Raw genomic sequence first — 24,090 nt, 5'->3', positions numbered from 1 at the left:
TGTTTTTCCCTTCCACAGCAAAAAAGAGCCGCAACCTCTTGGCGGCAGCTCTCTTTAACTTTTTTATAACACTTTGTTTATAGAATTACGCTTTTTTCATGCTTTTCCCACTTTTTACGGAACGGATCGCAAACACGCCCCAAAGGATCAAAGCTGCAATAATGGCAATGTCCACAAATATCATCACCAGCATCCATACTGGCAGCAGATAGCCATCTGATTGGATACTCATGGCATTGCTGTTGACAACCGAATACAAAATATTCTTTGTCGCCTGCCGAAGAAGCGTAATCTGCGTTGCATCATCGGTCATGGCAAATGTCTTGGCATCCTGCGTTAAGAACAAGTCGCCGCCGGCACGGATCATCTCGTCCACGTGTGTATAGGTATTTAAGCTATAGTCCGTAATGACCGAGCCATGGAAGCCCCATTCATCACGTAGCACCTGCGTAAGAAGTGCATAGCTGCCGCCTGCCCATTTCATACCCACACGGTTGAAGGAAGACATCATGCCTGTTGCCCCGCCTTCTTTTACTGCAATCTCAAACGGCAGAAGATAAATCTCCCTCATTGCCTGTTCATTCGCCCATACGAGTATACCGTTATATTCACGATCCGTCTCCTGGTCATTGATTGCAAAATGCTTCACGTAACAGTAGACGCCTTTTTTCTCTGCTCCCCGAATCACACCTGCGGCGAATTTGCCGGACAGCAGGCCGTCCTCACTATAATATTCCCAGTTTCTTCCCGCAAAAGGAGAACGGTGGATATTCACGGCCGGTGCATACCAACCGGAATAAGGCAATCCGTCACCTTTTTCATTGCCTGCAAGACCTTCTTCACCTACCAGCTCACCCATTCTCTCTGCCAGAGCAACATTCCAGGTGGAGCCCATTACACATTCTGCCTGATAAGCACAAGTCCCGTATACGACTGATTCTGATAAAAAGCTCGTAAACCCGCTGGGACCATCTGCATCTGTCGTGAGAGGTTTGCCGACCACCCCGTCAATGCCCTTTACCTCATTTGTGCGGAAAGCGCCGAAACCGACCAGATTCTTCATCTCCTCAAGAGATATTTCATTCAGCAGCGTTTCCCAGCGCGGGTCATCGAAGGACACCTCTCCTACGTAACTTCCGTCCTCGGCATAAAGCATATCCCTCAGAGAAAGCCCGTTATTTACCGGTGTGGCAGAGGGCGCATCTCCCGTTACTTCCCATGGCTTTCCTTCATCAGGCTCTGTGTATTTACGCTTGATTGATTCATCCAGCGCTTCCTTTAATTCATCTGTCAGGGTTCTTTCACTGTCGTCCAAATAGGCTGTGGGAACCGTACCGGCAAAATCTTTACGGGATACATAGGATGCATAGGTGTCCGTCCCGAAAATACCGGCACTCACATCATCAAATGCATTTACAACTTCTGCTTCTTCGCCGTCTGCATTCATATCAGTGGGCATCTGCACACTGTCATTCAAGGTATATACTGCACTCGCCTTCGCCGTATGTGAATCGCTTCCTACGATGATATTGTAATCCCCTGCTTCCAGCTCGTAGCCGCTGAAACCATTCTCATTGGCGTCCGCATAGTCATAAGACTTCATATTCTTCACATCCAGAGTAAGCGTAAGCGTCTCTTCTTCTCCCGGAGCCAGAAGTCCTGTTTTGGCAAAATCACCTAAAACAACATGTGCCTTTTCAATTGCAGGCCCTTCATAATCATAAGGTGCGCTGTAATACAACTCTACAACATCTTTTCCGGCATAATCTCCGGTATTTTTAACCGTCACGGATACCTCTAGCGTATCATCTGCCGCAATAATGCTTCCATCAGCTTCCGCAAAGGAAACATTCCAGTCAAACGCAGTATAAGAAAGACCATACCCGAAAGGATAGACTACGCTGTCTTCATACCATGTGGACTGCGGGTTCGCTTTCGTCTCCTCATATCCGCGGGTCTCATAATAACGATATCCTACATAAATACCTTCTTCATAGTTTACAAAAGCATAATCCGTTTTGTCACCTTCATAAAGATAGCGGTTGCCGAATTCACTTCCATAAACGCCGGTATTATACCAGGTCGGATCCATCGTAAAATCTGCAACCCAGGTATCTACCGTATGACCGGAGGGACTAATCTGATTCCCTTGCGTATCTATTCCCGTCAGAATCTGTCCCAAAGCCATAACACCCGTTGCCCCCGGAAATCCCATCCAGAGAATGGAATCTATTCCTTCATCTGCCTTTAATTCCGGTATTTCCATGGTGGTGCCCACATTCAGAACAACAATAACATTGGAAAAATTTTCTTTTACATGCTCCAAAAGCGCTTTTTCATTTGCGTCTAATTTCAGATAATGGCTATCTGCAGAAGAAGCTCCCAAGACGGCGTCGCCGCCAAAGCTGTCTGCCATTGTTCTGGGAAGGTCAAAGCCTTCTCCGCCGATTCTGGAAAAAACAACGATTGCCGCATCCTGATAATCTGCATAACTGCCCGTCACATCAGATGTATAAGAATCCATCTGCGTTTCCCCTGTTTCGAAACCGGGCAGCCTCTGTCCTGATGTCATGGCAGGATTTCCCGGTCTTCCGCTGCCGGATTTGCCGGAATTCTCATAAAAACTCTTAAGCGTTTCATTATAGGAGATTCCCGCTGCATCCAGGCTCTCATATAACGTCTTCTGCGTTGCCCCGCTACTGCTGCTGCCTGAACCGGAACCGGAATAAACAATATTCACTGAATTCTTGCCAAATACACTGACACGTGCGCCATCTGCGGACAGGGGAAGCACATCATTTTCATTTTTGAGAAGTACGATTCCTTCCTTTTCCACCTCAGTCACAAAATCATTTGCTGCGCTTAATACTTCTTCCTTACTGGAATACTGTCTGTCATACCACTCAACTCTGTTATCCTCTACCACATTGGCGCGTTCTCCGCCAAAAACAAGGCTTAATGAATTTGTAACAATGGGTACGCTCAATAGAACAGCTGTTACCGTAATTACAAGAACAAGTACGATAGCCGTCACGATAAACCAAATTTTTGTTTTTTTATGAGCCCAAATAAAACCCATAATTATCTCCTTTTCTTCCGCAGCTTCTTATTTCAGACCCGCGGGCACAATTTTTAGGTATTACTCGTAACTGTTCAACAGGTCTGCGCATTTACTGCGCTGACCGTAAAAATACGTAGAACAGCAAGTGAAAATCCCATCACCGAAGGTGACTTTAATGGATTTTCACATGTAACTGTGAAGGTACTGAACAGTTACTATTATTCAATGTTTTCTACAACCTCATCCATGGAAAGCGCTGCGCCTGCCGTAATCTTCAGACAGTCAATGGAAGGTGCACTTGGCATATTGCTGCGATAGGTATTCTCACCGGCAACAAAAATAATTTCGTTCTCGCCTGCTTTCAACTGGATTTCGCCAAGATTCTTTGTTTTGAAATTTTCCTGATTGCTTGCATCCGTACCGTTATCTGTTGTAAACTCCTCATACTGAACTGCTTCACCATTTACAGTAACTACGAAGCTTGTAGGATTCCAGGTACAGTTTCCTAATGTATTAGAGCCAAGTAATGCTTTCAGCGTAGCTGTCGTATCCGCATCTGATGTGATGACAAAGGTAATTGGACTTTTTAAGCCAAGCTCCCCTACATAAAAGCCATTGCTTGCATCAGCATTTTCTTTTGCAAGGCCGATGCCTGTCGGAGAACCGGATACTCCAAGCCCCTCCAATCCTTCCAATACAGTGTATTCTGCTTCAAAAATAAATTCTGTTCCGTCCGCTTCCTTCACCTCATTATTCGCTTCTTCCGTAGTGTTGCTTCCGGCTTCTGAACCGCCGCCTCCGCAGGCAGTCATCAATACCATTGCTGCCGTCATAAACAAAGCTGCTATTGCTCTCTTTTTCATTACATCACTCCTCCTGATTTAGCGAAACAGATGCACCTGCTTACCGCGCCGCATCTGCATCTGTTCCGATTTATTTTTTTATTATATATTCCGTATGATTATTTAGCAACTATAAGCGCAAGCTCAATAGCGGCCGGTTCATAACCCGTTGCTTCTGCCGTAATCTTAATCGTGTAGTCGCCTGCTGCAGACGGCGTTCCGCCGATAATACCGGTCGCCGCATCAAAAGTCATTCCCCCCGGCAATCCTTCTACCGTATAAGCAATATCAGAATATGCATAGTAGGTATTTAAAACAGCAGTGTTTAACGCATCTGAAGTATATGCTTCACCAACCTTGGCATCTGCCAGTGTTACAGCAACATCTTCACCATCAACTTCAACGGTATCTGTATAAATTACCTTCGTGCCCTTGGGAAGCTGCATCGCATTACTGTTTGCAACCATATACAAGATCTGCTTGGCAGCTTCCTGCATACAGTGGATTGTAATATTCTGAGCATCTTTATCCATAGCAAGGATTTCTTCTATATCCAGATATATGCCGCCTTCAAGACCATAAACCTTGGCATCTAACATCATATTAGCGCCTGCTTTAATCAACTGATATGCATTACAGGAATTGTATAATACGATATCCGTTACAACAGCACCATTGAATCCCCACTCGTCACGGGTAATCTGGTTCATAACACCATAGCTTGCAGAACACCACGTCTTGCCGATTCTTGTAAAGGATCCCATTGCGAAAGTAGCTTCACCTTCTTCTACTGCTTTCTGATACCCTTTCAGGTAAACTTCTCTGGCTGTCTGCTCTGTCATCCATGCGGACAGACCATCCATTCCCGTACCGGTCGATATAGGCCCGAAACGATATGTGGTGGCACCGCCGCCGTCATTATGGAATGCAAAATGCTTCAGCGTAATATAGCATCCCTTTGATTTTGCACCCTGAGATACGTTAGCAGCCAGACTTCCTGTCAGGAAAGGATCTTCAGAATAATACTCTGTTACCCGGCTGTCAAAAGGGGAACGATGAATGTTCATACCCGGTGCATACCACCCGGTATAGCTGTATACGATTCCGCCTGATACCGTGCTGTTACCCCACAAGCCCTGCTCGCCGATTATTTCTCCCATCTGATAAAGAAGGTCTTCATTAAAGGTAGCTGCAATCATGGGTTCTGAACTAAAGTAGTTGAACCTGTCATTTGTATCGGTGTAGTTACCTGTCCATCCCTTAGGGCCATCGGTATCACGTGAATATGGTTTGCCGATATACGGTATGCCAACGGAATTGAATCCGCCTACATTGACCAAATCCGCTAATTCCTGTAACGTCAGTTGTTCAACCAATTCCTGATATCTCGCATCGTCTGCATCCGCGCCAATCAGATCGGACAAAACCATGGAATATTTATCTGCTGTACGATTTGCAGCATCTGTCTCATAAACGGGTGTGCCGATTGCCGCCGCATCATAATAAGCGTTGTATGCCGCATCATCATAGTCCCATGTAGCATATTCCTCTTCAGAGATTTCTTTTACAGCCTCAAAGCCATCCGGCATTGTTCCTTTAAAATCACTGCGGGATAAAGCGGTATACCCTTCGTCTGCAAAACCTTCTGTTACATCGTCCAAAGCATTGGTGATCTCCACACCTGTAACCGCCTCATTACACAATTCCTTTTGCGCAACAATGTAATTAAAATCAACATCATTTGCGCTCATGCCATAGTGAGCATTGCCTGCAACCTTAACATTGTAAGTACCTGCATCCAAAACGTATGTCTTATCTGTCACATCATCGTATGAAGCCATATCGGAAACATCAACGGAAACCTGTAGGACCTCGCTTGCGCCCGGTTCAAGTATACCTGTTTTTGCATAATCTCCGAGAACAACATATGATTTTTCAATTACCGTATCATTGCCTGTTTCCTCTGTGCCGTAAGGAGCCGTATAATATAACTGAACAACTTCCTTACCTGCAGCATCGCCGGTATTGGTTACTTTGACGTCAAATGTCAGAGTATCCGCTTTGGTCACCGCAGAATCTGCTGCTGTAGCAGGAGTCACTTCCCATGTAAAGTCAGTATAGGAAAGACCATAACCGAAGGGATAGTTTACATTCGCATTCCACCATGAATCCTCCGTGCCTGATTTGTTTTCTTCATAGCTTCTGGTTTCATAATATCTGTAACCTACATAAATGCCTTCTTCATAACCTACGGACCATGTATTTACCGGTTCGCCGTTTACACTGTACCTGGTATAACCGGTCATTGTGCCGTTGCCGTCTTCACCCTGTGCCGTTGCACTGGTTCTGGTGTTGAAAATCGTGTAAGACGGGCTCTGCGTAAAATCTACCGCCCAAGTATCAACCGTTCTGCCGGAAGGATTCACTTCACCGGCAATAATTCTCCCCAGCGCCTCAAATCCGTTGTCGCCGGGTTCGCCGATATTCAGAATCGCATCAACTGCATCATTTTTTTGAATTTCTGCAATTTCAATCGGAGTACAGTTATTTACCAGCACAATAACTTTATCAAAATTTGCAGCTGCATAATCAATCAGGTCATACTGCTCATCATCAAGCTGCAGGGAGTGAATTCTTCCGTCCTTTGCAATCTCACCGGTGCCGCCCGAAATGACAACTATAGCCGCATCGCCGTACTCTCCCAGAGATGCTTTCCATTCATCAGTCCCGGAAGCTTCTGCAAAATCAGCTGCCACCAGGATATCGGAAGCTTTCTTGGGAACATTCCCTTGCTCATCTGCCTCCGCCCCTTCTACCTCCTCTGATGCCCACTGCGTGTAGAGGTCAAGGACTGTTTTGTTCAGAGCAAACCCTGCATCTTCCATTCCTGAGATTACGGTGGTCTCCGCAATAGCTGCTCCGGCAGAAGCGTCAACGACGTTCGCGCCGGAACCTGCATTCGGATCGACTGCCGCGTAACCAAGCATCGTGACTTTTGCTCCGCCTGCAAGCGGAAGTGCAGCACCTTCATTCTTTAAAAGGATCATACCCTCTTCAGAAATCGCCACATTTAAATCAAGCCCCGCCTGTAATGCTTCTTCCTTACTTGTATATGCAGACTCATACAGAACAGGTGTTTCCGATAACGCTGTCTGTGTTTCTTCTGGACTCGCAGATGTTTTTGGGGTTTCGGTTGTACTTTCAGTCTGCCCTACATTGCCTCCGCAGGCTGTAAGACTAAGTACAAGAGCTCCGGATAACATCAGAGCCATTAATTTTTTTAACTTTTTCTCAATCATTATTTCCCTCCTTTTTCTCGCCTGTTTTTAAAGAACTTAGGCAATTAAAATATATCATAATTTTTTCTTTTTTGACTTGGTTTACACAAACTGTCCTTTTTCTTTCATAAACTGCTTTTAGATATGTTTATATTTAACAAAGGGGGAAATGCAAATCCAGATTCCTGTTTTGTAACCGATTTTCTTATGTCAAACAATCCCCCATCTATGTAATTATAAAGTGTCTTTTCAGAAGAACAAAAGTGTGCTTCGCACACTCTCACGCTAAAATACTTCGGCAGCTCAGCTTTTGTTCCGCGCGCGAAGCTGCGTATCCTGCACGGAGTGCTTTTATTTCATAGGAAACCGAAACTTTACTACTGCAACGTAACAAGATCTTTCCTATGAAATAAAAAAATAAGGGGCAGTCCACCCCTTATCAAATTTATTCTTTTGGTGCCGGAATTACAATATTGAGCTCGAACCAGTTCCCTTTTTTATTTATCGTCACCCATCCACCATATTTTTTTGCCGTGTATTTGATACTCTTTATTCCGTATCCGTGATATTCCCTGTTCGCCTTCGTAGTAGCAGGAAGATTATCCTCAATTTCAATATCCCCTTCAAAATAATTTTCAAAACGGAGCACGATAAAGTCCTTTTTCGAAACCACTTCCACATGAATGAGCCTTTTCTCCTGTTCCTCAATCTGAATCTCACATTCGATAGCATTATCCAGCGAATTCCCAAATAGCGTGCATATATCCATAACATGCATGAAATTCAGGAGTTTGCCATCCACCACGCATGTCAATTCAATATTATGCTTCTGGCAGGTAATGCTTTTTCCTGTCAGAATAGTATCCACCACGGAGTTACCCGTCTTGTTCTGCGCCTCATACATCTTGATTTCGCTTTCCATCTCATCCAGAAACGCCAGCCTCTTCGCCGAATCCTCTTCCGCCCGCAGAACCGCTATCTGATGCTTTAAATCATGATATTTACGGTTGACTATATCGATGCTCTCACCTGACTTACGGTATAAAGTATACTGACTCTGTAAAATATTCCGCATGGCATCCAAATCGTACTTTGCCTGCATCTCTCTCCTCAAAATGTGATACGCGTATAAAATAGTGAGACCGCTCAAATCAACCAGGGTACGAATATTGAAAATCTCCCTTGTAATCTGACTGCTGAAAGGTGTATTGGCGTAGACAAAGCTCAAATTACTCACAAAAAAGACTGCCGAACCAATCGCAATGACGAAGACCAATTCCTTTGCCGTCGTTTTTTCCTGAGAGAGGTACATGTGTTTCTTTTCCAAAAAGAAAACTCCTACATATACTACTGCATAAGTTGCCGCCAAAACAAGTATGCTTAGCCATAAACTTAAGTTTTGTGTGCTTCCCACTATATAATAATACAGCTGCCATTCCAAAGAAGCTGCAAATTCTGCCAAAATAAAGGCTCTTATACAATAGTATCCTGCGTTGATCCAATTCATCTCGCAGGAAAGATAAAAGTAAAGAAGCATCAGGCCAATCGCCAGGAACATGCCCAAAAGCCAAAAATTTTTAGAAAAGTGACCTGACAGTTCCAGAACCAGGCATTGTATAATCAGCGTTGATCCCATAAACAGCCACATGGCAGCGCCGCGGTATCTCTTCTTCAGCATGAGTATATATACACTGCACGCCGCCCATTCCGCGATTCCAGTGTATAGTCTCGGAATCTCAGTAAGGATTACTTGGTCCATCATATCGCTCCTCCCAGGTAATTTGTTAGTTCTTCCATAAATTCCTTCTTTCTTCCCCGACTGATCGCTATGCTTTCACCATTAATAATCACACAGTCATTCTGCACGCCGTCCACATAAGCCAGATTTAAAAGACAGCCCTTATTACATCTAAAAAAGTCTGTCCCCTTTAGTCTCTCCTCCGCCTCCTTCATAGTAGCAAAGGTAACATATTCTTCCGTGCGAGTATGAAAAATCAATCGATGCCCCTGACTTTCAACATAACAAATGTCGGAAACATAAAGCTTTACCGTTCCACCCTTTACTCCTACCGCAATAAAATTATTTATCTTCCGGTTAATCCTGCCAATAGCTTTATCCAAACTCTGTGAAAAAGAAAAATAAGACACAGGTTTGAGCACATAATCCGTTGCATTTACCGTATATCCGTTAATGGCATATTGGGCCATATTCGTTATAAAAATAATGATTACCTCGGGATCACTTTTACGAATAACGGAGGGCGCTGTCATTCCGTCCATAAATCTCATTTCTATATCCAGAAGAATGATGTCATATTCCGCTTTATAGTTTTCTACAATCTCATCTCCATCTGAAAAAGTTACGATACTTAGCTCCTGACCGCGCTCCCTCTGATACTGTGCCAAATAGCTTTTTAACTGTTCAACACTTATTGGATCATCGTCTACGACAGCGATACGAATCATTGTTTTCATCCTCCCTTCCTATTTACTGCCATTGTACCAAATTATCCGGGTAACGGCTAGTATGGGATATCTTATTTACTGCCGCAAAGAAACTGCTTCTTCACTAATTAGTGTCGAAACAACAATGGGATTTCTCCTGCGAAATCTCCGATATGTGAGAAATACCATTAAAAGAATGAGACCGCCGCCGATTACACTAACTCCTATCTGTAATTTCTGCACGATCTGTACGCCTTCCTTGAATTCACTTCCCGGCATTGCTCCATTCATAGCTTTTGAATTCACAATGGTATACAGCATGCGGTGCATTGCCTCTCGTCCATAATGATACTCCGCCTCATTCGATTCATTAAAGGAATAACGGGCTCCTTCCGGAATACTTGTAAGCTTTCCGTCTGCTCCTGCTTCTATCATCTGGAACGCATCCATAAAGACTCCGGTATTCGCATTATCGGTAATCACAAATCCATTAAAGCCCCATTCATTTCGAAGTACTCCGGTAATTAACGGATAATGTCCTCCTGTCCAGGTATAACCGATCCGGTTAAACGCAGTCATGATTGCCTGACCGGCAGGGAATTCCCGAGATTTGTTTACATAATTCCCTTCTTCCGTTTTTTCCACATAATTCAGCGTAATATTTCCTGCTTTTATACTCATCTCGAAAGGCTTTAAATAAATTTCACGAATAGCCTGTTCATTAGACCAAGTAGCAGCGCCATACTGTCCTTCACGATCCCCCCGGTGATTTTCCTGATCGTTTAATGCAAAGTGTTTCAAGAAAGCATAGACTCCCTTCTGCGCCACTCCATAATTGGTCGCAGCTCCCACTTTACCGGACAAGAAACCATCCTCCGAATAATATTCACCATTTCTTCCGCTGAAAGGTGTACGATGAATATTCATGGAAGGTGCATACCATCCGTGTGCTCCTCCAAGGATGGCTTCATTTCCTATCATTTTTCCAAACTCCTCTGCCAAAGCGGTGTTCCAGGTCTGTGCTAAAACCATACTGCTTGGAAACATCATACCAGTTCCGCCATATATTAATCCTACTGCTGTATCCGCATCTACATCGAACGGCTTATCGACAGAGTCGAGAGAAAGTGTTCCATATCCCGCCTGCGCTATCATTACCTGATAATCTTCGGGCGTTAACTGATCCAATAAATTCTCCCAGCGGCTATCATCATAATCCAAGCCTCTCATATCGATCAATCGAAGTCCATTATCCGCATTATATACGATCTTTGCTTTAATCTCACTGGTATCTATCGGATTTAAGGAATCCGTCGAGTCCAGCTTCGCAAGCAAATCATTGCTTAACGTTTTATAATATAAATAGGATGCAGGATTTCCGCTTTCATCCGTTCCATTTATTTCATTTCCCCACGTACTGATCGAGTCGCTTATCATGCCGTCATGAGCCGGGAAGGTTCCTCCCCAGTCGCTTCTTGTCAAATAGGTCAGGCCACCGTTCGCCTCATCAAATTGGTTATTGATTTCAGTTCCGGTATAAGAATCTTTAGAATAAACAACTGCATCAACATCGCTATTTGACGGTTCATATTCGGAAACCAATTCTGCATTTCCATCTGCCGTCATTTTGTCCGCCACACTCTTCCCTTTTGCAGTCAATACATTATTTATAGCGCTATGAGCATTATCAGCGGCTGTAATATAATAAGTTCCGGCATCCAGGATATAAGTCTTCGCATTTACATAATCATATGATTTTAACTGTTCCTGCTCAAAAGTAACAACTACTGTCTCCGTCTCTCCGGGTGCCAGTTCATTTGTTTTTCCATAACCGACTAAATTAACAGATGCTTTTTCTACTTTATTCGTCTTATCATATTCGGTATATGGACTTTGTACATACACCTGAACAATGTCTTTGCCCGCCATCTCTCCTGTATTGGTCACATCTACTTTAACCGTGGCTGTTATTCCATCCCAGGAAACGGAATAATCAGACCATTCAAATGTTGTATAGGAAAGTCCGTATCCAAAAGGATATACCATTTCAGACGCATAATCAAAGTCACCTGCATTCCCCTGCCTCAACACGACATCTTCGTACCGGGTCTCATAATATTTATATCCTACATAGATACCCTCCGAATAACTGATATAGTTATATTTGGTCGGGCTTCCGCTCTCCGTATAATATTGATAATCACCAAAGTTCTGTGCCGCCGGAGATGCCAGCGCATCTGCTGCAAAAGTATCTACCGTACGGCCTGACGGATTGGTCCTTCCCGCATATATATCCGCTAACGCTTTAATTCCATAATTTCCAAGCGCTGGTGCAAATACGATGGAATGAATATTAGGAAACTGACTTACCCAGTCCAGCTCCAATGCCGCATTTGAATTAACGAGTAACGCCACATCATCAAAATTATCATTTAAATACTGCAAAACCTCTAATTCGGTAGAATCAAGCTCCAGGTAGCTTTTGGACTGATCCTCCGCCTTATCCGTATGGTTATACATGGAACGAGGCATATCCCGGCCTTCTCCCGCCACACGCCGAAGTACGAATACGGGTACCGTTCCTTCAAAGCTTTCCACCAGACCTTCTTCACTCTGTATAACGGATATCGGAGCTTCATTTATTGAAAAATCCTCAGCATCTCCAAAACTGATGGAACCCGCTCCTAAACCATATTCTTTTCCGTTCCCTTTCGTATAAAAATTCCATAACTTCTCATTTACACCAAATCCGCCGGATTCAAATCCATCCTTTAAATTGCTTACAGCATTCGATGAACCGCCTGATAATGAGAATCCGCCTGTAGTGAAGGTATCGCTGTTAGCACTGAAGAAACTAAAGGTAGTACCTTCAGCATAAGGCATTGAGTTGTTGTCATTTTTCAATAAAACAATACCCTCTCCTGCGATCTTCATATTCAATTCTTCCTCTGCCGTACCGATTTCATCCTTCGTATAATCCGATTTGTAATAATTCAAATCCAAGCCCTCGGTGTCTGCTTTGGAATTATCTATTGATTGATTATATCCAAGTAAATTATTTACAATTCGCCCGTTCGCTGGCAGCACCGTATTCACTGCTATTATTGCAATTACTAAAATAATGGTTAAAATACCAGATAAAATTGTACGAACTATTTTACCAGCTTTTCCTTTTTTCTGTTTCATTCGGACCTCCCGTGTTAACTAGTTTTTAATTATTTCCCATTTACTGCACAAACGAAATATTTTCACTTTGTTCAGCCTTCCAGCGTGTCATCTCTTTATGACGGCGCACAAAATATAATATGAACAACGCAAATATTGCTAAATCGAGCATCATCGCTCCCCTTCATTGACCTGAATCCCTGCATATTTCAAGCCCTGCGCTAAAGTCACTTTAAGTGAAATCAATACATCCGCTTCCGAAAACATTCACCTTTTCATTCGATTGCAAAGGCGGCAGCACCGATCCTGCCACTAGAATCACTACGCTCAAGACTGTCATTTAAAAACACATAATAACAAATAACGGCCTGTTTGGACGCCGGATTGTCTTAGCACTTTTATCACTCTTTTCCCCCATCCTCTTTTTCCTCTCACTTTTTTTAATTTCTTCATCGATAAGCACAAACTTATCCCTACTTTGATCGTTAACTGAATACTAACATATCCTCATGCTCTATATGATGAGCGTTCACAAACTGTATGTTTTTTTTCACAAGCGGGAATGCGGGATGTTCATGCCTGACGACTGATAGTCTTTTCTGTCAGCCTGATAGCAAGAAAAAAGACGTTCATTTCTGAACGTCTGAAAAGCGTATTTACCTTTTATTTTACTAACATCATATTGATCTTACTCTTCATTAACGTCAATAGCAAGATCTTCAAATAAAACTGAAAATGCAAAATTCGAATCTGTGTTTTCGAGGGATATTTCCACTTCATTTACAATATCTCCTACATTCTTTAAAATAAAATCACGTTCAAATACCGCTTTTATTACTGCCGCTTTTCCACTTGGTATATATCCGTCAAAATCTGACATTATCGACGCTTTTACGGAAACATTATCCATATAACCGTTATAATAATAGGACAAGCCAATGTCTTCGTCACTGTCATTTATTACTTTAAAATACAAAATTATACTACTATAGTCATTTTCCATCCCGGTGTATACAACATAAATATCTTGTATACTATCATCAGTATTTTCAATTTGACCTAAGATTTCATCGGTAAGTCCGGAGGGTGCTTTCGTTATTTCATTTTGCTCTGCACTTCCCTCTCTATCTACCTTTACGTTTACATTTTCTATCGTATATGTTTCCATTTCCCCGTTTGAGCCTTTGGTACTGTATTCCATACCTATAGTCTTAATTGTACTGATGTTAGTTTTCAAGAATGATTGTGATGACATTGTGACTTCAACTATCGCCGATTTCCCTGCCGCCACTTCTTTCAGACTCCTTGAGGAATCTATCATGATACCGTTAAAATATAATCCATTATAAAAAATCTGTATTCCGCTGTCCTCTTGTAGATTATCTATTTTAAAGAACAGTGAAAGTATTTCAGTATCGTCCGATATTTCAGCAGAATCCAACATGATTCTGAATACTCCTTTTTTTTCATAATATAAATCTGAATGCGTATTAATTAAATTACCGTTATATACGTTATCGCCATCTGCCGCATCTAAGTTATCGGCGCAAACATTTTTTAAATCGCTCTGCATTGCTGCATTTCCGCCCGCCTGATCGTTAAGTTCTTCTTTGACAACTGGTTTCGTAGCAATGATACTGATAGCAACAATGCATGCGATTAACACGATAACAGTGCTTACTATCCCAATTATGATCATTCTTTTATTCAAAAAAGGCATAAATGTCCGATCGCACCCTACATCACCGTTCTGTGAAAATTCACGTTTTTCTTTTATTAACTTATTATAATCATTTTTCAATCTTTCATTTTCCCGGCGCAGCTTTTCAATCGCCTCGTAATCTGTGTTATCAATAATTTCCGGGATCCTGTTTTCAAGCTCAGCTACTCTCTTCTCGAGCAGTTCCTTCTCTTGTCTTACTTGTTTTAACTCCTTACCGATTTTTAGCTGTTGGATATCTGAAAAAGGTTCTTCGCTTTTTTGAGCCTTCGTTCCCAGGCCGGACATCCATCCGCATCCGGGACATTTCAGTGCTTTGTCTGAAATATTCCTACCACATCCGGGACATTGAATAAGTGCCATAATATTTCCCTTTCATAAGTATTATTTCTATTATATTTGCATTTTTATGTAATAATTTCAAACTAATGCTTCCAGCCTTTTGGCCCGCTCAAATGCTTTATGTAAGAATTCTTCAGCCGATAAATGCTCATAGTCCCAGTTCATGGCTTCGATCGCCGTGGCACCTGTATAATCTGTTTCCCCGATTTTTTTCATAGTTGCCGTCCAATCAATCGTGCCGTCAAAGGGTAATCCATGCTGGGCATACCTTCCGTTATTATCGTGTAAATGCAGGGCCATCAACCGGGCACCATACAGGGATAATAAGTCATAGTCCGGATAGTAGCGGTAGTGATGTCCGCAATCATAAGCTGATTCCCCTTTGCATTCTTTGTTTATTCTTCCATGAAAGCATAATATCAATGTATCGTCAAGATATATTACATCTTGCTACCATCAATTGAGGTAGTAATGGTTACTGTTCATACAGCAGCTTAACATTTGCTGTTAAGCTGCGTAAGAACGTGATTCAGGAGATGATTTCTGCTTCGCGAAGCGAATTCAAATGCAGAAATCATAGGTTGCTGTGAACGGAGTGAACAGTAACTAGTAATGCCTATAGTTATACAATAATCCGATGCCTTTTCCCGTCATCCTGAAGAGGTACTCTGTTACCCTGAATTAATCTGTCATCCACAGTGATTGTCTCCGTTGTCAGCATTCCTTTACTTCTGCTTTCAACACTGATCTCATAGAATGAACCTCCATACTTATATTCGATGGAAAAATCTCCGAAACTTGCCGGTGTCGCCGGATCAATGACCAGCTCATTCCCCTCTTTCCGAATGCCCAGAAACCAGCTTAACAGTCCCTGATACATCCAGCCTGCGGAACCGGTATACCAGCTCCAGCCTCCTCTTCCGGTATAAGGCGGGCTTAAAGATATATCTGCCGTCATTACATATGGTTCCTTTTCGTACTTAAGCACATCTTTCCTGCTTTGTGTAATGTAAATCGGATTAAGTATGGTAAACAGAGTCGCAGCCATGTTATAGTCATGGAGCATCGATGTGGCAATCGCCAGCCAAACCGCCGCATGAGTATACTGACCTCCGTTTTCCCGTATGCCGGGAATATAATTTTTGATATAACCTGGGTTTTTGCTCGTTTTATTAAAAGGAGGGGTAAGCAGCAGAGAAAGGGCATCCTCCTCTCTTACCAGATAACGCCACGCCGACTGCATTGCCGTTTCTGCCCGTTCCTTCCTCGCCCCTTTTGATATTACGCTCCATGATTGACTGATGGAATCTATCCTGCATTCATCATTTTCCTTTGAACCGAGCTTAGAGCCGTCATCGTAAAATGCCCGAAGATACCACTCCCCATCCCATGCGTTTTCTTCGATGCTTTGAAGCAGAGCCCCTCGTTTCTCCTCCAGTTCCACCCCATAGGCCCCATCACCTTCCTGATAGCACAACGGAATGAAGTCATTAAGAACAGTATAAAGGAACCATGCCAGCCAGACACTTTCTCCCTTTCCCATCATTCCCACCTCATTCATACCGTCATTCCAGTCGCCTCCCCCCATAAGAGGAAGTCCATGTTCTCCGAAACAAGTGCGATCGATGGCTTTTTTGCAATGCTCATAAACACTTTCCAGGCGCTCGGAAGTTTCCGGTACAAACATTACATCCTGCTGATCCTCCCTAAGCACCGGACCCTTGATGTAAGATACCGGCTCCTTTAAGATTGCGGTATCTCCGGTGCTTCGAACATAAGCAGCGGTACAATAAGGCAGCCACAGCAAGTCATCGGTTATCCTTGTCCTTACACCGATTCCCATGGGAGGATGCCACCAATGCTGCACATCCCCTTCTTCAAACTGCCTGCTGCAGGCAATAAGAATTTGCCTTCGCAATATACCTGGATCTGCGAAGAGAAGCGAAAGGGAATCCTGAAGCTGATCCCGATATCCGTACGCTCCTCCGCACTGATAAAAGCCTGCCCTTGCCTGAATACGGCAGGACACAGTCTGATAGAGCAGCCAGCCGTTAACAAGGATATCAACCGCCCTGTCCTTTGTCTTTACCTGAACCGTCCCTAATAATCCGTCCCAGTAGGCTTTCACCCTGTCGAACTCTTTTTGGACCGCGCCGCCCTCCCTATACTTGTCTCTGATTTTATATATCTCATTAAGACTTCTGTTTTGTCCGAGCCCGAATAGTACCTCCTTACACTCCCCCGGCTGCATTACAACGGATACTTGAATTGCTCCGCAGGAATCGTAGCATACCCCCGTATTGCAGGATAACTTGACTTCCGCTCCCCGCGGGGAGCGGATGCTGCTCCTCTGTCCCAGAAACTCCTGCCTGTCTCCGGTATAACCAACGACCGTTTCACTGGCAAACAGATAGGAATAGATATTTTGAAAGTTCATGGTATAGATGTTCTTCGCATATAAGCATTCATGCTCATTGTCATAAGAGGTCAGAATATAGGGATTGGTGTGTTCCCTCCCCGTACCCATGACCCATTCCACATAATAGGTCAGGCTCAGGTATTTCACTTTATCCGAACGGTTTGTCAGCTTAAGATTCCAAATTTTCAAAGATTCATCCAAAGGAGTGAAAACAGTGAGTTCCTGACCAATAAGTGCTTCCTCATGCAGGAATCTGCTGTATCCGAATCCATGCCTTACCCGATAGATCCCCCGGTCGGACCTTCCAAGAGACATGGGAGTCATTACCTCACCTGTCATTTCATCCAGAATATAGATCGCTTCGGAGGCTTTGTCGCTTACGGGATCATTGGACCAGGGTGTTATCTTATTCTCCCTGCTGTTGATACTCCAGGTGAAGCCCGCTCCCGACTCCGATATTTGGAATCCGAAGGTATTGTTTGAGACAACGTTAATCCAGGGAACCGGCGGTTTGTTATTACCCTCTAATAGGATTTCATATTCTCTGCCCTCACCGGCAAATCCCCCGAAGCCATTAAAAAATTCGTAGTTTTCCGTTTCTTCCTCCTGTTTTGCCTGTTCATATTCTTTGTCCAAAGCCACTTCCTCCTCAACTCCTAATATTCTTCAAGTAACTCATACAGGTTTTCTTTTACATTGGTAAAATAAATCCCGGTTTTCTCCGGAAAAACAACCTGCGCTACCGTATACAGCAAATCAATCTCCGCCGGTCTCATCTCATACGTATGCAGGGTGAAAAAGCTCGGCTTCTCGCTTCCCGAATCATAAATGCGAAGAGAGCTTGTCATATCGTTTATTAATTCATCTACCTCCTGAAGATAACCATGCTTGGAATCAATTAGGATAACCAGATCCACCATAACATGGTTGGTCCTCAGATATTCGTAAGCCTTTAGTACATCCTTCACGATCCTTTCCTCTTCCATGGACCGTACCATTAAAAGCAGGATGGGATTATCGCCTGATATTCCGAATTTCCATAAGAAGCTCTGATTCAAAAAGTTTCGTCTTATATTTTCACTCGGCCCCCGGTAAATACCCGCAGGATAGAATACCGGACTGATCAAATCCTGAAAGGCGTTCAGCTGGGTTCTGGTAATTTCCAGATACTTTAACTCCAGATTTTTTTGAAGCCTGAATTTCTCCAAAATATCATCAATTCGATAACTTACATTTAATTCTCCTGCAATTTTTATTGCTTCCTCCTTACTGCCGCACATTCCGGTAATGAAAGAAATGCAGGCAGTTTCACCCGCTTCTATGATAAGCTGTGCGCGCAGACTCATAATCGGATCATTACAAAAACCCGAATTATTGAAAAAAGCAATGCTGTTAACCACGCTGTCAGGATTCTCCAGTGTATTGTTTCTTCCTATAAACCGTTTCCTGTCATTTTCATATTCTATTTTTTTGCATAGCTTTGTTCCCGTTCTTACCATATGCATTACATATGAATCATCATCCTTCTTGTTCCTCCGCCTTTTTGCAAGAAATATCTCCTGTTCTTCCAGATACTCGCTTTCTAAAAAGAGCTTATTGAACGCGGGATGGCTTAATTCTGCCAGATGGGTATCATCCACTACCTCCAGATAGCTGGTCACTTCCAGTTGCTTTTCTTCATTTCCGTGATTGGTAAATGTAATCTTACGTATCTCAAAATTATTATCCGCATCCAGACTGACGATCATATCCGATGAAATATCTCCGTCTTTGCGTTTGAATTGCGCCTGATGCGGACAGAAAACCACCTGATAATCTTCCGGTTCCGTTCTTGTAGGATGATACGCGGCACTCCATACCCTCCCCTGCTTCATATCTTTGATATAGATATAATTCCCTGTATTTTCGTAAATATCCGGTCGAAAACGGTAAAGCATCCGGTCCTCATATTTACTGAAGCCGTCTCCATCCGACGTTATCATCAGTGAGTACTTGCCATTTGACAGATAATTTACGATCGGCGGATTCACGCCTGCGGTGCCTATCGTTCTGTCGCTGTATATACTTTCTTTAAAAAGTTGCTTTCCGATTTTTATCGTATAACCCTGTTTTGCAATGGAAATCAAATAGGACTGACGCTTCTCTTCAAGCAGGACTTCCGAAGCCTTTATCATCATCTCCGCATGAAACCTCTCCCTAAGGATGCCCTCATTCAGATAATTATTAATTGCCGCCAGATTCATCCCTTGATGATGTGCCATATAGGATTTTACAATACAATAAGGTGTCATATCCATAGAATTAGGCACGTTAAAATCAACAGACTCATAGAAACCGTAAACGCCGAAGGCACCTAATTCCTTCAATCTCCTTAAATTACTCATGCATTCCCCCTCTGCAATATCCAGCGCCAGCATCGTTGCATAAGGAGCAACCACCAGCGAATTCTTACGGACCGGCTGAAGTCTTATCTTTGGAACTCCAAAGGCTTTATACTGATAATTTGAGTTTAAGTCAAAACGATAATACTGAGATTCGGATATCCCCCAGGGTATCTGAGCCTCCTTCGCATATTTCATCTGCTGAAGTACCGCCGCTCTGGACGTCTGCGCGTAGACAGAACCTTCATATTCCTTAAACACAAGATTCGGCATCAAATATTCAAACATCGTGCCGCTCCAGGATACGAAACATGGAATACCGCCCACGATAGTCAGTGGTCTTCCCAATTTGTACCAATGCTTTAAAGGTACTTTTCCTAAGGCTATCGCAAGAAGGCTTGTGAGTGCCGATTCCGATGCCATAAGGTCATAACATCCATCCTCCAGCATGTTGGAGGATACATGATATCCGATATGGAATAACATCCTTTTTTCATTAAATAAAATCTGAAAATCCGCATTGTCCAAAAAGCAATCTATTTTATCGCAGAGTGCTTTAATACGTCTAAGCATACCATTTGCAGATTCATTGCCCTCCGCTGCAAGAGATCCCAGCGTAGGATAAGAAGAAAAGTTCTCATCCTTTAATTTTAAAGCAGAAGCCTCATTGATAATGTTATCGATGAGATTCATCAATTGTCTGGTCTGACGGTAATGTGAGGATGGCCTGATCTCTCTGGCATTTAAGTCTTCCCGGATAACCATAATATCTTCTAACAGTTCACCTATGCTTAGATAGTCGGGCTTAAGCCCATTTCCTGCCAAGCTTCCAGTTCTCAGCTGAATTTCCTCATTGCTGTTCTTAACCGCAGTCCTGAGTTCAGATATAAGATTGTCCGGAAATATAGGCTTGTCAATCTGATCCAAAAGACCATTTTTCAGGACGACCAGATGTCCCAGAAAGTTACCGCTGTCTACGGTTGATATATAGGCAGGAGAAAGCACTTCCAGTGTTTTAATATGATACCAGTTGTAAAGATGCCCTTTCCATTTCAGCATTTTCTGGACCGTTTCCATCAGGTTTTCTACTGTTTCGATCGTAGAACTCAGCGTTTCAAACCCGAAATCTCTGGCTGACAGAATTGCCAGAAATTGAAGTCCGATATTGGTCGGGGACGTTTTATCGCTGATTTTTCTAACCACTGAAGTCTGATAATTATCCGGACAAAGCCAGTTATTTTCCTGTGTAGAAAGTTCTTTGAAAAATTGCCAGGTCCTGCGTGCAGTTTCCAGAAGAAACTCGAGGTCCTGCGCTTTATCCCTCACAGGGAGCTTCTTTTCCGGCTGACTGATCCGGTATGCGATTTCAAACGCAAGACTCCAATCAGCAATTACAATCGCTGTCAGAATCATTCCTGCCGGATCCAAATATCCCATAAATAAAATTAATACAAGAAATGCCGCCGGAAGAAAGGAGCTCCACATAGTAAGAAAATATCCTTTTCGGGTATTTACAATAGAGGCATCCACCGCCTCCGCCGTATTCCATCGAAGCAGATTTTTCTTACTGATAAATATCCGGTAAAGAGTTCTGACAATGGCATCCGATGCGACATAAGCACGATAAGGAGTAATTGTAAACTCCAGAAATGCCCTTTTAAGCATCGTAATGATTTCGTTGAAAAATCCTTTATAAACAAGAACAAGTTTCGGCCGGACAAGTTTCTGGACGAGCACCGTAAACACCAGAAGTACCAGCATAAATATATCATTAAAGAAAACAAGGGGTAACCAAAGATAATATGCTTTCGGTACCCAGGCCAGATTCAGCAGTACAAACAAAGTTTTACTTAAGGGAACCAGGCTTCTTCTCAGATTGTCAAAGACTTTCCATTTTGATAATGTTCGTAAGCTTCTCCCGTCCTCAGTCTTCCTCATAAACAACCAGGGCAGGAGCTGCCAGTCCCCCCGCAGCCAGCGGTGTTCCCTTTGGGCAAAAGACAAAACACTGCCCGGGAAATTATCCATAATCTTGGCCGTGCTGGAAAAAGCTGTTCGTGCATAGCAGCTTTCAAAAAGGTCATGACTGAGAATCCGGTTCTCAGGCACCTTATTTTGAAGCACCTTTTGAAAAGCCTTAATATCATAGATTCCTTTCCCAATATAGATTCCTTCGCCCCAGATATCCTGATAGATATCCGATATTACGCTTCCATAATGAGCAAGCCCCGATTCTCCTCCAAAAATTTTTGTAAATCTGCTGCCATTCCTGTCCACAATATGATTTCTTACTGAGGGCTGAATGATGACATAGCCCTCCTTTATCTTTTGACCCGCCAAATCGAGAATCGGTTTATTTAGCGGGTGATCGATCAATCCGACCAGTTTCGAGGCATTGTCATGAAGCAAATTAGTATCCGCATCCAGTGTAATCACATACCGGAAGGTGGTAAGAAGCTTTTCATCGCAGTAAATAGCAGAAAAGGAGGTATTCTCCTTTTCTATCCCATTTAAAAGTTTGTTGAACTCTTCCAGCTTTCCTCTCTTACGTTCCCAGCCCATATAGCAGTTCTCCGCTTTATTCCATTGGCGGCAGCGCAAAAACAGGGAAAAGCGTTGATGCTCTGACGGATAGAGCTCATTCAGTTCCTTTATACGTGCGGCAAGGGCGCTCTCAATCACCTCATCTCCAGGCATGAACTGGTCCGGGGAATCCTCAAAATCAAGCATCAATGCGAAAAAAAGATTCTGCTGTCTGTTAGCCAGATAATGCTTTTGGAGACGGTCCATGTACTGAAGCCCCTGTTCTTTTGATGAAACGATAACCGGCATGACCACAAAGGTTCTTGCTTCTTCGGGTATTCCCTCCTGATAATTCAGGGAAGGGAGTTTCTTCGCCTTAATGTTTCTGGTAAATACAAAATTTGTAATCTCTATGGAAATACCCATCAAAAGCGGCATTGCGGCCAGAAGGATAATTACATTGCGGCCGGTGTTCTGTAACCCCCCAAAGGTTCGGAAAGCATAGAGCAGCCAGACGCTCAGTCCCGGAATTATAAGAAATAAGGTGAGAAAATAAAGGAACCCCTTTACATTCATCTTTTTCTTAATACTCTCGGGAATCGGCTTTCCTAATGCTTTTGCTTTCAGAATCGGATAACCATTACCTAAAAGATAAGCTCCCACATGATGAGAACAATGCACATCCTCTCTTCCTTGTATTGCCAGTTCCAAGCAGCCTTTCGCTATCTCTTCCTCTCTCAGGCGGTAACGAAGCGCTAATTTGACAATGACCTCTCGGTACATGCCCCTGGCTTCCACATCCATCTTGGAATAGACATCATCCGGATCCTGAGATAAAATCTGCTCCAGGCAAGAATGTTCCTCAAAGAATTTTTCTTCATCCATTTCATTTATATCTCTCAGGCTGACAATTAAAGTCCTTATATTCGTCTCGAGAAATGATTCAATCTTTCCTTCCTCCAGAAATATAACGGAGGTCTTCACTTGCCTTTCCGTGGAAGCGAAATGATATTCCAGATACCTTTGAATGGATGCCTCATCGAAAGACATGTTTTTTAACAGATATATCACATGGGCATGGAACGAATAGTTCAGCCTTAAACTATCCCTTACTTTGCAAAGCAGTGCCGATATATTGACCGGCCCCTGCTTATTTGCAAGCTTATCCCAGAGGAAGTCTTCTGCCCTTGATTTCACATCAATGATGTGGAGAATTTCATCAGAGATATCAAGGATTTCTTCAAGAAGACAAAAGCCCAGCATTTCCGGTAAGACCCATATCTCCTTGTCCGTCAGCAAGATTTCCTGCTGATAGGCTTTAAGCATCAGGTTAATATTTTCTTCACTCAGGTGGCCGCCGGAAAGAGCCACCATCTTTTTTGCCACCACGTAAATACGGGGAAAATTACGGTTTTCCTTTCCCTTCAGAACCGGCAATACGGCATAGCTCGTCCCTGAAGTGCGTACTTTTTTAATTTCCCGGTACAGCATCTGGAAATTATCAAAGAGCCAGCGCGCTGCCGGAATCAGGGACATGATATCACCCGATACGGCAGAGATGTTGTCTCTGATTCTATTCAGTTTTATATATGCAGCCTGATTATAATCGCTAAGAGCAAAGTTATATCTGGTTAGTTTTACCTGACTGTGGCTTTCTGCCAGATTAAGCATTTGCTTTTCCCACTCACCCGGGCCTGCCTTTTCTTCCTCTCCCGGCGGATCCACCGGAAAGTGTACTTTCTTCCCCCAATATTTAAGCCTATAATACAGCATCAATAAAACAAAACCAAACAACGCGATTACTAATAATAAAACGGCTAACATAAACGGTGAATTTATATAAAAATTAATTCCTTTTAACAAGTCCTGCAATTGAAGTTCCTCCTTATTTAAGAAATACTTCAAACATGATGA

The 24,090-nt window shown here is 43.1% G+C and carries 10 protein-coding genes; all 10 read right to left on the bottom strand.

Going from position 1 to position 24,090, the window contains the following annotated elements:
* Positions 1-85 precede the first annotated feature (85 nt).
* A complete protein-coding gene (locus V6984_RS07005) occupies positions 86-3,079 on the bottom strand; it encodes a glycoside hydrolase family 3 protein (protein WP_342759067.1) in 2,994 nt (997 codons plus the stop codon).
* Between the two features lie 200 nt (positions 3,080-3,279).
* Positions 3,280-3,924, bottom strand: a complete 645-nt coding sequence (locus tag V6984_RS07000) for a hypothetical protein (RefSeq protein ID WP_342759066.1) — start codon at positions 3,922-3,924, stop codon at positions 3,280-3,282.
* A 98-nt stretch (positions 3,925-4,022) separates the two neighbouring features.
* Positions 4,023-7,202 (bottom strand): glycoside hydrolase family 3 C-terminal domain-containing protein, encoded by a 3,180-nt coding sequence (locus tag V6984_RS06995; RefSeq protein WP_342759065.1) that lies wholly within the window; start codon positions 7,200-7,202, stop codon positions 4,023-4,025.
* A 424-nt stretch (positions 7,203-7,626) separates the two neighbouring features.
* Positions 7,627-8,943, bottom strand: a complete 1,317-nt coding sequence (locus V6984_RS06990; RefSeq protein ID WP_342759064.1) for an ATP-binding protein — start codon at positions 8,941-8,943, stop codon at positions 7,627-7,629.
* Positions 8,940-9,656: a LytTR family DNA-binding domain-containing protein gene (locus V6984_RS06985; RefSeq protein ID WP_342759063.1), complete on the bottom strand. Its 717-nt coding sequence runs from the start codon at positions 9,654-9,656 to the stop codon at positions 8,940-8,942. Before V6984_RS06985 ends, V6984_RS06990 begins: the two co-directional genes overlap by 4 nt.
* Before the next feature lie 66 nt (positions 9,657-9,722).
* The gene (locus V6984_RS06980; RefSeq protein ID WP_342759062.1) at positions 9,723-12,812 is read right to left on the bottom strand and encodes a glycoside hydrolase family 3 N-terminal domain-containing protein; all 3,090 of its coding nucleotides are present in this window, start codon (positions 12,810-12,812) and stop codon (positions 9,723-9,725) included.
* Positions 12,813-13,479: 667 nt separating this feature from the next.
* Positions 13,480-14,874, bottom strand: coding sequence for a hypothetical protein (locus V6984_RS06975; protein ID WP_342759061.1), 1,395 nt, complete (start codon positions 14,872-14,874; stop codon positions 13,480-13,482).
* A 57-nt stretch (positions 14,875-14,931) separates the two neighbouring features.
* A complete protein-coding gene (locus V6984_RS06970; protein WP_342759060.1) occupies positions 14,932-15,276 on the bottom strand; it encodes a TIM barrel protein in 345 nt (114 codons plus the stop codon).
* Between the two features lie 199 nt (positions 15,277-15,475).
* Entirely contained in the window at positions 15,476-17,908 is a 2,433-nt protein-coding gene (locus V6984_RS06965) for a GH36-type glycosyl hydrolase domain-containing protein (RefSeq protein WP_342759059.1), read from the bottom strand.
* A gap of 20 nt (positions 17,909-17,928) precedes the next feature.
* Positions 17,929-24,048, bottom strand: coding sequence for a glucoamylase family protein (locus V6984_RS06960; RefSeq protein ID WP_342759058.1), 6,120 nt, complete (start codon positions 24,046-24,048; stop codon positions 17,929-17,931).
* Positions 24,049-24,090 lie beyond the last annotated feature (42 nt).

The organism is Kineothrix sp. IPX-CK (genome assembly GCF_039134705.1).
Lineage (GTDB): Bacteria > Bacillota > Clostridia > Lachnospirales > Lachnospiraceae > Kineothrix > Kineothrix sedimenti.
The sequence above is the reverse complement of the archived record's forward strand: the minus strand, read 5'-3'. Positions and strand labels throughout refer to the sequence as shown.